Origin of the sequence: Streptomyces showdoensis, assembly GCF_039535475.1 — a bacterium.
Classification (GTDB): domain Bacteria; phylum Actinomycetota; class Actinomycetes; order Streptomycetales; family Streptomycetaceae; genus Streptomyces; species Streptomyces showdoensis.
In genome coordinates, this window is the sequence record NZ_BAAAXG010000012.1 from 70,007 (window position 1) to 82,443 (window position 12,437).

At 73.8% G+C, this 12,437-nt stretch carries 10 protein-coding genes; 4 read left to right on the top strand and 6 right to left on the bottom strand.

Features of this window, described 5'->3' with window-relative positions:
• Positions 1 to 53 precede the first annotated feature (53 nt).
• Positions 54 to 902, top strand: coding sequence for a class II fructose-bisphosphate aldolase (locus tag ABD981_RS07000; protein WP_046908029.1), 849 nt, complete (start codon positions 54 to 56; stop codon positions 900 to 902).
• 100 nt (positions 903 to 1,002) lie between these two features.
• Here the strand turns inward: ABD981_RS07000 and rox are convergent, their stop codons facing one another.
• Positions 1,003 to 2,496 carry a rifampin monooxygenase gene (gene rox / locus ABD981_RS07005; protein ID WP_046908030.1) on the bottom strand — a complete coding sequence of 498 codons (1,494 nt, stop codon included), beginning with the start codon at positions 2,494 to 2,496 and terminating at the stop codon, positions 1,003 to 1,005.
• A 248-nt stretch (positions 2,497 to 2,744) separates the two neighbouring features.
• On the opposite strand from rox, the gene ABD981_RS07010 reads away from it, so the two are divergent.
• Positions 2,745 to 4,616, top strand: coding sequence for a CASTOR/POLLUX-related putative ion channel (locus ABD981_RS07010; RefSeq protein WP_240495233.1), 1,872 nt, complete (start codon positions 2,745 to 2,747; stop codon positions 4,614 to 4,616).
• A 156-nt stretch (positions 4,617 to 4,772) separates the two neighbouring features.
• Here ABD981_RS07010 and modA read toward each other — a convergent pair whose 3' ends face one another.
• Entirely contained in the window at positions 4,773 to 5,591 is an 819-nt protein-coding gene (gene modA / locus ABD981_RS07015; RefSeq protein WP_046908031.1) for a molybdate ABC transporter substrate-binding protein, read from the bottom strand.
• Positions 5,592 to 5,942: 351 nt separating this feature from the next.
• Between modA and ABD981_RS07020 the strand changes: the two genes are divergently transcribed.
• Positions 5,943 to 7,610, top strand: coding sequence for a PucR family transcriptional regulator (locus ABD981_RS07020; protein WP_046908032.1), 1,668 nt, complete (start codon positions 5,943 to 5,945; stop codon positions 7,608 to 7,610).
• A 12-nt stretch (positions 7,611 to 7,622) separates the two neighbouring features.
• On the opposite strand, the gene ABD981_RS07025 is transcribed toward ABD981_RS07020, so the two are convergent.
• Positions 7,623 to 8,021 carry a TOBE domain-containing protein gene (locus ABD981_RS07025; protein ID WP_046908033.1) on the bottom strand — a complete coding sequence of 133 codons (399 nt, stop codon included), beginning with the start codon at positions 8,019 to 8,021 and terminating at the stop codon, positions 7,623 to 7,625.
• Positions 8,022 to 8,114: 93 nt separating this feature from the next.
• On the opposite strand from ABD981_RS07025, the gene ABD981_RS07030 reads away from it, so the two are divergent.
• Positions 8,115 to 8,915 carry a bestrophin-like domain gene (locus tag ABD981_RS07030; protein ID WP_046908034.1) on the top strand — a complete coding sequence of 267 codons (801 nt, stop codon included), beginning with the start codon at positions 8,115 to 8,117 and terminating at the stop codon, positions 8,913 to 8,915.
• Positions 8,916 to 8,965: 50 nt separating this feature from the next.
• Here ABD981_RS07030 and ABD981_RS07035 read toward each other — a convergent pair whose 3' ends face one another.
• From ABD981_RS07035 to ABD981_RS07045, 3 genes are all read right to left on the bottom strand, one after another.
• On the bottom strand, positions 8,966 to 10,264 hold the full coding sequence (locus ABD981_RS07035; protein ID WP_240495234.1) for an MFS transporter: 1,299 nt from the start codon (positions 10,262 to 10,264) through the stop codon (positions 8,966 to 8,968).
• A complete protein-coding gene (locus ABD981_RS07040) occupies positions 10,261 to 11,646 on the bottom strand; it encodes a GH1 family beta-glucosidase (protein WP_240495235.1) in 1,386 nt (461 codons plus the stop codon). Before ABD981_RS07040 ends, ABD981_RS07035 begins: the two co-directional genes overlap by 4 nt.
• A gap of 143 nt (positions 11,647 to 11,789) precedes the next feature.
• The gene (locus ABD981_RS07045) at positions 11,790 to 12,434 is read right to left on the bottom strand and encodes a TetR/AcrR family transcriptional regulator (RefSeq protein ID WP_046908035.1); all 645 of its coding nucleotides are present in this window, start codon (positions 12,432 to 12,434) and stop codon (positions 11,790 to 11,792) included.
• Positions 12,435 to 12,437: the final 3 nt, after the last annotated feature.

Sequence of the window (12,437 nt, forward strand, 5' to 3'; positions counted from 1 at the left end):
GCGGGCCGCCCGGCCCCGCGTCCCCACCCAGCCGAGCAAGGAGCAGAACCGTCATGCCCCTCGTAGGAACGGGCGACATCGTCGGACCGGCCGCCGCCGCCGGCCGCGGCGTCGGCGCCTTCAACGTCATCCAGCTCGAACACGCGCAGGCCATCGTGGCCGGCGCCGAGACCGCCGGGACCCCGGTGATCCTCCAGGTCAGCGAGAACACCGCCCGCTACCACGGCGCCCTCGCCGCGATCGGCACCGCGACCCTGGCCGTCGCCCGGGCCGCCCGGGTCCCGGTCGCCGTCCACCTCGACCACGCGACCTCCGCCGCGCTCGTGGAGGAGGCCGTCGCCCTCGGCTTCTCCTCCGTCATGTACGACGCCTCCACGCTGCCGTACGAGGAGAACGTCGCCGCCACCGCCCGGGTGCGGGAGCTCTGCCACGCCTCCGGGGTGTGGGTCGAGGCCGAACTCGGCGAGGTCGGCGGCAAGGACGGCGTCCACGCCCCCGGCGCCCGCACCGACCCGGCCGAGGCGGCCGCGTTCGTCACCGCCACCGGCGTGGACGCCCTCGCCGTCGCCGTCGGCACCTCGCACGCCATGGACACCCGGGACGCCGCCCTCGACTTCGGCCTCATCGCCGCCCTGCGCGCCCGGCTGCCCGTGCCGCTCGTGCTGCACGGCTCGTCCGGCGTCGGCGACGCGGACCTGGCCACCGCCGTCGGGCACGGCATGACCAAGGTCAACATCGCCACCCACCTGAACCGGGTCTTCACCCGCGCCGCCCGCGAAGTCCTCGAAGCGGACCGCGCCCTGGCCGACACCCGCCGCTACCTCGGCGCCGGGCGGACGGCGATGGCCCACGAGGTCACCCGCCTCCTCGGCATCCTGGACGCGCGGACGGCGGTGGCCTGACCGGACGTCACCACGGTTGCGGACGGCCCTCGTTCCGCACCGCCGCCCCCGCCCGCCCCGCGGCATCGGCCTCACAGGGGGCGCGGCCGCCCCCCCCGGGTCACCCCTGGGCGGCGGCCGCGGCCGTGGCGCCGGGCGCGCCGAACCACCGCTCCAGCCGGGCGGTCAGCTCCCCCTGGTCCTCGCCGACCCAGGCCACGTGCCCGTCCGGCCGCAGCAGCACCGCGGCCGTGCCGGGCACGTCGTCGCCGAAGGCCTCGGCGTCGGCCTCGTCGACCCGGTCCACGACCCGGTCGACCCGGTCCGCCCAGCCCGCCACCGAGAGCCGTCCGGTGCGGTCGAGCAGCAGCCCGCGGCCGGCGTGCATCAGCCCGTACAGCCGCCCCCGCTCCAGCCCGACGTCCCGCAGCCGCCGGCCCACGAGCCCGTGGTCGTCGCCGAAGTCGTAGCGGACGTCGACCGCGGTGATCATCCCGGTCACGTACCGGTTCACCTCCTCGAAGTCCATCAGCCGTCCCAGCAGCGCCCGCAGCGCCGCCGCCCCCGGGTCCTCGGTCCCCATCAGCGTGATCTGCGCGCGGGTGTTGTCGAGGACGGCCGCGCCCACCGGATGCCGCTCGGCGTGATAGCTGTCGAGGAGGTCCGCCGGGGCCCACCCGTTCACCTCGGCGGCCAGCTTCCAGCCCAGGTTGAACGCGTCCTGCACACCGAGGTTGAGCCCCTGCCCGCCGGTCGGCGGATGGACGTGCGCCGCGTCGCCGGCCAGCAGCACCCGGCCGGACCGGTAGTGCTCGGCCTGCCGGGTCGCGTTCCCGAACCGGGAGAGCCAGCGCGGCGAGTGCGCGCCGAAGTCGGTGCCGGCGTGCGCCCGCAGCTGCGCCCGGAACTCGTCCAGGGTCGTCGGGGCCGTCCGGTCCTCGGCCACCCCGTCGGCGGGCACGACGATCCGGTACACCCCCTCGTTCCCGTCGACGTCCGGCACGGCGCCGAACCGCAGCTGGGTCCTGCGGACCTCCTCGACGACCGCCATGACCGTCGCCCGGTCCGCGGTCACCTCCATGTCGCCCAGCAGCGTCTCGACCGTCGACGGTTCGCCGGGGAAGCCGATGCCGGCCAGCCGGCGCACCGTGCTGCGGCCGCCGTCGCACCCCACCAGATACCGCGAGCGCAGCCGCGTGCCGTCCGCGAGCCCCACCTCCACCCCGGTCGCGTCCTGGCTCAGACCGACCACCTCGTGGCCGGGCCGGAGCTCGGCCCCGAGCGCCAGGGCGTGCTCCCTGAGCAGCCGCTCGGTGACCGGCTGCGGGGTGGTCAGCCCGTACGGGTGGGCCGTGTCCAGGCCCTCGGGCCACGGCTTGTGGATGCCCCCGAAGAAGCCGCCCACCCGGAACTTCTCGCTCACCGCGAGGAATCCGCCGAGCAGACCGCGCTGGTCCATCACCTCGACGCTCCGCGCGTGCAGCCCGCGCCCCCGGGAGTGCCCCAGCGGCTCGGCCGACTTCTCCAGCACCACCACCCGCACGCCGTGCAGCCGCAGCTCACCGGCCAGCATGAGCCCGGTCGGCCCGCCGCCGACCACGATCACATCCGTCATTTCCGTACACCTGCTCACGAGACATGCCAAAGTGGCTCGATCGGGAATCGGCCGCCCATTCTGCGCCTCGTACGGGGCCTTGCCGCAAGCCCCCCTGTGCGCTATATCTTGATAGTGGCAAGGAGTCTGTGACCTCCTTGCCCTTGTCATGTGCGGCCCGTCGCGGCCCGCACCGCCCCGACCCGCCCCACGCCCTTCCCTCTCGGCTGCGAGAATGATCGTCGGGAACAGGGGGAGGGGGAACTTCGGTGCGCGAACGGCTTCGGGCCCGGTTCCGGTACTGGTTCGACGGCACGATGGACCGCGGCACGCCCGCCCTGATCAGCTGGCTGGCCCTCGCCTCGCTGCTGCTCATCGGCGTGGCCTCGACGCTCGTCGTGCTGGTCACCGACACCGACGCCGAGGACAACGGCGGCTGGGCGGGCGTCGCCTGGATGAGCCTGCTGCGCACCCTGGACCCCGGCACCATGGGCGGGGACACCGGCGGCCCGGTCTTCCTCGGCCTGATGCTGGCCGTGACGATCGGCGGCATCTTCATCGTCAGCGCCCTCATCGGTGTGCTGACCACCGGCCTGAACCAGCGGATCAACGAGCTGCGCAAGGGCCGTTCCAAGCTCATGGAGCGCGGGCACACCATCGTGCTCGGCTGGTCGGAGCAGGTCTTCACGGTGGTGGCCGAACTCGTCGAGGCGAACCAGAGCGAACGCCGCTCGTGCGTCGTGATCCTCGCGGACCGGGACAAGGTCGCCATGGAGGACGCGATCCGCGAGCGCATCCCCGAACCGGGCCGCACCCGGGTCGTCTGCCGCTCCGGCAACCCGCTCGTCCGGGCCGACCTGGAACTGGTCAGCCCCGACACCGCCAAGTCCATCATGGTGCTGCCGCCGACCGGCACCGACCGCGACGTCGCCGTCATCAAGGTGCTGCTCCTGCTCAACAGCCGCAAGTGGAACGCGGTGCGTCCCCATGTCGTCGCCTCCGTGCACGACTCGGAGAACCTCGCCGCCGCCCGCCTGGCCGCCGGTGACACCGCCCTGGTCATCGACGCCGAGGACATCGCCGTCCGCCTCATCGCGCAGGCGCACCGCCAGACCGGCCTGTCGACCGTCTTCAACGAACTGCTCAGCTTCGTGGGCAACGAGTTCTACTTCCGCGAGGAGCCGTCCCTCGTCGGCGCCACGTACGGGGAGGCCCTGGGCGCCTTCGCCCGCGGCGTCCCGGCCGGGCTGCACCGCACCGACGGCCAGGTGCTGGTCAACCCGCCGATGGACACGGTCATCGGCCCCGGCGACCATCTGCTCATGGTGGCCGAGGACGACCTCCTCATCCACCGGGCCGACGCCCCGCCGCCGGTCGTCGAGACGGCGATCACGACCGCCCCGGTCCAGCCGCCCCACCTCGACCGGACCCTGCTCATCGGCGACAACTCCCGTACGGTGAAGCTGGTCAGCCTGCTGGACAGCCTCGTCGAACCCGGCTCGACCCTCGACATCGCCGCCCCCCGCCGGCCGGACGCCGCCCTCCAGGGGCAGCTGTCCCGCCTCACCGTCGGCTTCAAGCGCTGTGAGCCGACCCGCAGGTCCTCGCTGGAGTCCCTGGACCTGGGCGGCTACCAGCACATCGTGGTGCTCTCGGACGACACCGTCGCCCCCGGGCGGGCCGACGACCGCACCCTGGTCACGCTGTTGCACCTGCGCGACATCGAAGTCGGGCTCGGCGACCCGTACTCGATCGTCACGGAGATGCACGACGACGCGAACCGCGAGGTCGCCCAGGTCACCAAGGCCGACGACTTCATCGTCAGCACCAAGGTGATCAGCCTGCTGCTCACCCAACTCACCGAGAACCGGGACCTGTACGCGGTCTTCGCCGACCTCTTCGACCCGGAGGGCTCGGAGATCTACCTCAAGCCGGCCTGCGACTACGTGGTCCCGGGCGCCGAGGCGAACTTCGCCACCGTCGTCGAGGCCGCCCGGCGCCGGGGCGAGACCGCCATCGGCTACCGCCTCGCCCGCCACGGCGACGAGCCGCCCACCTACGGCATCTTCCTCAACCCGCCCCGCACGGCACCCCTCGTCTTCGAACCGCGGGACGCGGTCGTCGTCTTCGCCGAGAACTAGGGGGTCAGGGCCCTGCGCGCCGAACACCGCGGACAGCGCGCAGGGCCTTCCCGACCGGTGCTCCCCGCGCGGCGAGAGCCACTCCTCCGCACGGGGCCGGTGTGCTGCCGGTCAAGCAGGGGGAGACCCCGCGGACGACTGGAGTCGGATACGGGGTCAGGGCTTCTGGAAGCCGGCGTCCTGGAGGATCTTCTGGGCTTCGGGGGTGCTGAGCCAGGCGACGAACGCGGTGGCGGCGTCGGCGTTCCTGGAGTTCTTGAGGGTGGCGGCGGGGTATTCGGCGACGGCGTTCTGGTCGTCGGGGATCTCGACGGCGTCGACCTTGTCGGTGGCGCTCCGGGCGTCGGTCCTGTAGACGAGTCCGGCGTCGGCTTCGCCGAGTTCGACCTTGCTGAGGACGGCGCGGACGTTGGGTTCCTGGGAGACCGGCTTCACGGTGATCTTCTGGGCGTCGAGGATCTTCTTGCTGTACTTGCCGGCGGGGACTTCGGGGGCGGCGAGGACGATCTTGAGCTTGGGGTCGGCGAGGTCCTTGAGGGAGCCGATCTTGTGGGGGTTGCCCTCGCCGGTGGCGATGACGAGGCGGTTCCTGGCGATGACGGTGGGGGTGGTGGTGTCGGTCTCCACCTTGGCCATGCTCTTGGTGTCGGCGGTGACGAGGGCGTCGGCGGGGGCGCCTTGGGCGACCTGGGCGACGAGTTCCTGGGAGCCGGCGAAGGAGAAGGTGAGGGTGGTGCCGGGGTGGGTCTTCTCGTAGGCGGCGCCCGCGGTCTTGAAGACGTCGGTGAGGGAGGCGGCGGCCAGGACGGTGAGCTTGACCTGCGGGGCGGCGCTGCTGCTGCCGGCCTTGTCCTTCTTGCTCCCGCTGCCGTTGTCGGTGCTGTCGGTGGAGCAGGCGGCGAGCGGGACCAGCAGGGCCGCGGTGAGCACGGCGGCGGCGGTACGGCGTCCGGCGGGCGTGAGGGTGACGGACATGAGGCTTCGAACTCCTTCGGGACGGACGGAAGTACTGCATGAGGGCTCAGGCGTCAGGTGCGGCCGACCTCCCCTCCCGGCAGGACTGCATGTGCGACACCGTAGGGCTGTCCGGCTTTCATCTGCAACAAGTGTGGAGGACTCTCCATCGCGGATGAGAGGCGGCTGGGAGGAAAGCCCAAGAGGCTCCACGGGCTTCCCGGGAAGCTCCACCCCGGGGCGCCGGGTCCTGTGTGTTCGGACGAGAGGCGTTTCCGCGGCCTGGTCTGGCATCTACGATGGATCGTCTCGTATTCACCTTGCGCTTGTGGGGCGAGGCGCGCGCATTCATCAGGGGGCAAGGAGTTCCGCATGCAGGTCGACCATCTTCTCCGCCTCGACCGTCTCGACCTCTCCCTGGTCTGGGGGGACCGGGCGCTGCTGGCCCAGGAGGTCGGCGGCGTGACGGCCACCGACCTGGAGGACCCGGCCCGCTTCCTGGAGTCCGGGGAGATCGTGCTGAGCGGGCTCGTGTGGTGGAGCGGGGAGGACGATCCCGCGAAGGCCGAACGCTTCGTGTCGGCGCTCAGCGAGGCGGGCGCGGTGGCCCTGCTCGCCGGCGAGGAGACCCACGGCGAGGTGCCGCGGGCCGTGGTCGACGCCTGCCGCCGGCACCGCGTCGCCCTGCTCGCGGTCCCCGCGCACACCAGCTTCCGGGCGGTCACCGAGGCCGTCTACCTGCGCCGGTGGGGCGAGCTGAGCCGCCGCCCCACGGACCACTACGCGCTGCCGGAGAACGTCCGTGCCGACCTCGACCGCGCCCTCGAACGCGGCGCGTCGGTCGCCGAGTTGCTGGACCGGGCCTTCGCCCACCTCGGCACCCCCGACTGCCACCTGCTCACCGGCAGCGGCCGTACGGTCGCCCGGACGGCGGGCGCGGCCGAGCTGCCCGCGCACCGGGCGGCGGAGCTCCTGCGCGGGGTGCGCGGCACGACGGTGCGGGTCGAGGCGGACGACGACACGGCCTTCGACGCCTGGCACCTGCACCTGCCGGAGGAGGGCCGGGTCCCGCCGCGGGTCCTGCACGAGATCGCCGAACTCCTCGGCCGCCACCGGCGCCGCGAGGACCGCCGACGGGCGACGCGCGGCGCGGCGTCGGCGGAGCTCATGGCGGCGGTGGGCGCCGCGCACGCCGACGCGAACCGTCTCCACGCGGCGCTGGCCGCCTGCGGCCTGGGCGACGGACGCGCCTACACGGTGGTCGTGGCCGGGCTGGTGCCGGGCGGAGGCCTGGGGAAGGCGGCGGGTTCCGGTGTGCCGTCGGCCTCCGGTGTGCCGTCGGCCTCCGGTGGGCCGGCGGGAGCAGGAGCAGCAGGAGCAGCAGCAGGAGCAAAGGCCGGGGCTGGGGCCGGGGTCGGGGAGACCGACGGCGCCGCCGCGCTCGCGGAGGCGCTCGGCCACCTGCTCCCGGCCACCGTCGCCTCCGTCGTCGCCGGGTGCCCCGGCGGAGAGGCGATGGCGGTCCTCGCGCACGACGAGGGCGCGGGGCCGGAGCTGCGCGCCGTGCTCGGCGAGGTGTGGCCGCTGGTCCACGCCTGCCGCCCCGCCGCCGCGCTGCACGCCGGCGTCAGCGAGGCCGTCACCACCCCGGCCGCCCTGAACGCCGCCCTCGCCCAGGCCCGTTACGCCCTGGCCGCGGCCCGGGCCGCCGCGCCGACGGGTGCGCGCCTCGCCGGGCTCGGCGACCTGCGCGGCCTGGACTCCCTGGTGGCCGGGATCCCCGCCGAGGTGCGGGAGGTGTACCGCGAGACGGTCCTCGGCCCGCTCCTCGGGCCCGGCCGGGCCTCGCACGCGACGCTCCTGGAGACCCTGGAGGTCTTCCTCGCGCACAACTGCTCCTGGGCGAGGACCGCCGAGGCCCTGCACCTGCACGTCAACACGGTCCACTACCGGATCGAGCGCGTGGAGGCCCTCACCGGCCGCGACCTGTCCCGGCTGGACCACAAACTCGACCTGCGCGCCGCCCTGCTGTGCCGGTGAACGCGCTCCGGGTCAGGGCAGGTCGACGTGGACGCCGGTCGACTTCACCCGCGCGGTGACCGTCACCCCGACGGCGAGCCCGAGCTCCTCGACCGCCTCCCGCGTCACCAGGGAGACGAGCCGGTGCGGCCCGGACTGGACCTCGACCTGCGCGGCCACGTCGTCGACCCGTACCGCCGTCACGATCCCCACGAAGGAGTTCCGCACCGAGGTCGGCACGTCGTCCTCGGGCACCGCGTGCGGACCCGCGCCGCGCTCCACCGCGAAGCGGGCCAGATCGGCGCCCTCGACGAGCCGGGAGCCCGCCCGGTCCCGAGCCACCCGGAGCCGTCCGCCGTCCGCCCACCGGCGCACGGTCTCCGGACTCACGCCGAGCAGCTTCGCGGCCTGCCCCATGCTGTACGAAGGCACTGCGGCACCCTCTCACTCGATGGTGTGTAAAGCGGCCCCGGGGCGCCCTTCCGGGCGAGTCCCGCCGATGTGCGAACCCTAGACTTCCCGCACATGTCGCTCTGGCTGCTCAATCATTTCAGCACCTTCACCCTGACCGTGGTCACCGTCGGCGGGACCGTCCTCCTGGCCGTCGTCGGCAGCGTGCTGGCCCGGCGCAGGTACCCGTCGCTGGCCCAGGGCGAGCACAACGACATGGTGGGCGTGACGCTGGGGATGTTCGGCGCGATCTACGGGATCATCCTCGCCTTCGTCATCGTCACGCTCTGGACGCAGCTGGACAGCACGCAGACCATCGTCGCCACCGAGGCCACCGACGTGGCCCTGATCGCCCGGGACGCCGCCGCCTTCCCGCCCCCGGTCCGCGCCGACGTCGACGCCGCGCTGAGCGGCTACGTCCACGCGGTCGTCGAGGACCAGTGGCCCCGGATGCGGGCCGGAGATCCCAGCTACGGGGCCACGGCCGAGAAGCTGCAGAACGTCTTCGACGCGCTCCAGGCGTACGAGCCGAAGACCGCACGGGAGGAGGTCTTCTACGAGGAGGCCGTCGGCCGCCTCAACGACGTCGCCGGGCAGCGGCGGGCCCGCCTGACCATGGCCTCGCAGGAACTCCCGGCGCTGCTCCAGGTACTGGCCTTCGGCGGCGCGCTCGTCCTCATCCCGCTCACCTTCCTGTACGGCATGCGCCGGCTGCGCATCCAGCTGCTCTTCGTCGGCGCGGTGGCCGGACTCGTCGGCTTCAGCCTGCTGCTGGTCTTCGTCCTCGACCGCCCCTTCGCCGGCGACCTGAGCGTGAGCCCGGCACCGTACACGGAGGGGGCGCTCGCCCGGTACTGGAGCGGCGGGGCGGGCTGACGGCCGGCCGCCGGGCACGGGGTGTCCGGCGGCCGGGGGTGCGGCGGGTGTCAGGCCACGCCGCGGATCCGGGTGACGAGCAGGCCGCCGAGGAGGATGACGAGGGCCGCGGCGGCGTACAGGCCCGTGTAGCCGCCGAGGTGCGCGATGACCGGCGCGGCGAGCGCGGGGGCGAGGACCTGGGGGCCGGAGTTGGCGATGTTGATGACGCCGAGGTCCTTGGCCCGGTCGGCGGCCCGCGGCAGCACCTGGGTGACCAGCGCCTGGTCGACGGCCAGGTAGATGCCGTATCCGGCGCCGAGGACGGCCGCGGCGACGAGGGCGGACGGCCAGGTGTGGAGCAGGGCGAGCAGCAGCGCGGCCACGGCCATGATCACGGAGCACAGCACGACGAAGGTCCGGCGCCGGCCGACCCGGTCGGAGAGCGCGCCGACCGGGATCGCGGTGGCCGCGGCGCTGAGCGTGTAGACCCCGGTCAGGATCAGCACGCCGGTGCCGGGGTCGCCGTAGTGGACGGCGTCGGCCAGGAAGTAGAAGAGGTAGAGGGTGCCGAGGGCGTTGCCGAGGTTGATCAGGAACCGGGTGAGCCAGGCCCAGGCGAAGTCCGGGTGGCGCCGGGGGCTGACCCAGAACGACCGGGCGAAGGCGCGGGCGTCGAAGGCCGGGCGCAGCTCCCGGGGGAGGGCCGGCTCGCCGTGGCGCAGGACGAAGGGGAGGGCGAGGGCGACGGTGAGCACGGCGAGCGTGACGTAGCCGGAGCCGACGCCGGTGACGAGCAGGGTGGTGATCAGGGCGCCGAGGACGAGCCCGATCGACTGCATGAGCCCGGTCCAGCCCGAGACCTGCGCGCGCTGGGCCAGCGGCACCCGGTCGGCGATCGGGGTGGCGACCCCGGCCAGCATCGCGTTCAGGCCCGCCTGCGCCAGGCACCAGCCGACGGCGACCCCGGCGACGGTGTGCTGGCCGGCGGTGAACACGAGCCCGGCCGCCCCGGCGAGGGCGCCGCCGAGGATCCACGGGCGGCGCCGGCCGAACCGGCTGGTGGTGCGGTCCGACCAGGCGCCCGCGAGCGGGTTGGCGAGGACGGCGATCAGCGCGCCGAGACCGGTGACGAGCGAGAGCGCGGTGTTCTTGTCCTGCGGGTCGATCCGCTCCAGCTGGAGCGGCAGCAGGATCTGGATGGGGGTCATGAAGGCCATGAAGACGGCGAGGGTGGCCAGCGAGAGCCCCGTCGTCCAGCCGGGCCCGACGGGGGCGGTGGGCTCGGCGAGGAGGGCGGCCGTACCTCTCGCGCCCGGGTCGGCCGTGCGTCTCGCGCCCGGGTCGGCCGTACCGGCTCCCTCGCTCATGACCGCTGGGCGGCGATGAGGGCGCGGTACCACTCGAAGCTCGCGCGGGGCGTGCGGAGCCGGGTGGCGAAGTCGACCTCCACCAGGCCGAAGCGCTGGTGGTAGCCCTCGGCCCACTCGAAGTTGTCGAGCAGGGACCAGGTGAAGTAGCCGCGCACGTCGACGCCCCGCTCCATGGCCCGGGCGATGGCGGCGAGGTGTCCGGCGAGGTAGTCGATCCGGGCCCGGTCCTCGGTCCCGGCGGGCTGCGAGCAGCCGTTCTCGGTGATCCAGACCGGTGGGAGGGCGTCTCCGTAGCGGGCCTTCAGCCCGGTGAGCAGCTCGGTCAGCCCGTCCGGGACGACCGGCCAGCCGAACGAGGTGCGCTCGTACGGCTCCTCGGGCTCGGCCAGGTCGAAGGGCAGTCCGACGGGCGGGTCCGCGGGGGCGGTGACCCAGGTCGGGTTGTAGTAGTTGATGCCGAGGCCGTCCAGCGGGGCGGCGATGGTGGCGAGGTCGCCCTCGCGCACGACGCCGCCCCAGGCCGGGTCGGGCATGCCGTAGGCCGAGAGGTCGGGGTAACTCCCGCGCAGCAGCGGGTCGTTGAAGAGCCGGTTGTGCAGGACGTCGTAGGCGGCGGCCGCCGCGGCGTCGCGGTCCGAGCGGGCGTCGGAACGCAGCCGGACCGGGGTGCAGTTGTTGGCGACCAGCACCTGCGCGTCCGGGACGGCGGCCCGCAGCGCGGCGGTCGCGAGCCCGTGGCCGAGGAGCTGGTGGTGGGCGACGGGCAGGGCGTCCAGCATGAGCGCGCGGCCGGGGGCGTGGACGCCGAAGCCGTAGCCGAACGACATGTGCACGAAGGGCTCGTTGAGGGTGATCCACCGCTTGACCCGGTCGCCGAGCCGCTCGGCGACCACGGCCGCGTACTCCCCGAAGCGGTGGGCCGTCTCGCGGTTCAGCCAGCCGCCCTCGTCCTCCAGGGCCTGGGGCAGGTCCCAGTGGAAGAGGGTCGGGGTGGGCTCGATCCCGGCGCCGAGCAGGGCGTCGACCAGCCGGTCGTAGAAGTCGAGCCCGCGCGGCTCGGTCTTGCCCGCCCCGGTCGGCAGGACGCGCGGCCAGGAGAGCGAGAAGCGGTACGCGTCGAGGCCGAGCCGCCGCATCAGGGCGACGTCCTCCTCGAACCGGTGGTAGTGGTCGCAGGCGACCTCGCCGGTGTGCCCGTCGCGGACGGCGCCGGGGCGGCGCACGAAGGTGTCCCAGATCGAGGCGCCCTTGCCGTCCTCGTCCGCCGCGCCCTCGATCTGGTACGCGGCGGTCGACGCGCCCCAGGTGAACTCCGGTGGGAACGAGGGCAGTCGGGTGCCGTCGGTGGGGTCGCCGGGATCGGTGGAGCTCGTGCTCACGGGCACCTGCCTTCGTCGTGCTGATGCGGAAGTTCGCTCACGTTCGGCCGCAGGGGTGCACGGCGGGCCGCAACATAACATGAACCCTTGTTCATGTTCTATGGATGTGCGCGCGACCCGCTCCGGGCGGTGCCGGTTCCCGGTCAGCGCGCCCCGGCGTCCGTCAGCCGCGCGCGCAGGTCCTCCCAGTAGACGTCCAGCATCCGCTTCAGCTCGTCCAGGGTCCCGTGGTCCGGTTCCCCGCCGCCCTTGAACGCCTCGTGCAGCACGGCGTTGGCCGCCCACACCACCATGCGGGTCGCGCGCCGCGCGGGCTCGCCGCCGGGGCCGCCGGTCAGGTGCTCCACGATGCGCTGGAGGCCCGCCGCGACCAGCGCGTTGCTCGCCTCGTCGGCCCGCGCGAGCTCCGGGCTGAGGTGCCGCCCCGACCACAGCGCCATGCCGCCGGGCTGGGCCCGGAAGAGCCCGGCGTAGACGTCGACCATGGTGCCGACCAGGTCCGTGAGCTCCCCCGCGAGGGCCCGCTCGACCAGGTCGTCGATCGCGGTCTCGAACGCCTCCAGGTAGCGCCGCCCGAGCGCGTCCACGACGGCGCCCTTGTCGGGGTAGAACTGGTAGATGCTGCCCACCGGCGCGCCCGACTCCTCGGCGATCCGGCGCATGGTCAGCGCCTCGTACCCCTCCCGCGAGAGGATCCGGTCGGCCGCGCCGAGGATGGCCTCGACCCGGGCGCGGCTCCGTGCCTGCTGGGGCTGCCGGCGCAGTCGCGGCGCCGATGCTTCCGTCACCGC

Coding starts and splice junctions, on each gene's coding strand:
- rox (WP_046908030.1), bottom strand. CDS start 2,496: ATGACGGATGTGATCGTGGTCGGCGGCGGGCCGACCGGGCTCATGCTG.
- ABD981_RS07035 (WP_240495234.1), bottom strand. CDS start 10,264: ATGAGCGAGGGAGCCGGTACGGCCGACCCGGGCGCGAGACGCACGGCC.
- ABD981_RS07000 (WP_046908029.1), top strand. CDS start 54: ATGCCCCTCGTAGGAACGGGCGACATCGTCGGACCGGCCGCCGCCGCC.
- ABD981_RS07020 (WP_046908032.1), top strand. CDS start 5,943: ATGCAGGTCGACCATCTTCTCCGCCTCGACCGTCTCGACCTCTCCCTG.
- ABD981_RS07030 (WP_046908034.1), top strand. CDS start 8,115: ATGTCGCTCTGGCTGCTCAATCATTTCAGCACCTTCACCCTGACCGTG.
- modA (WP_046908031.1), bottom strand. CDS start 5,591: ATGTCCGTCACCCTCACGCCCGCCGGACGCCGTACCGCCGCCGCCGTG.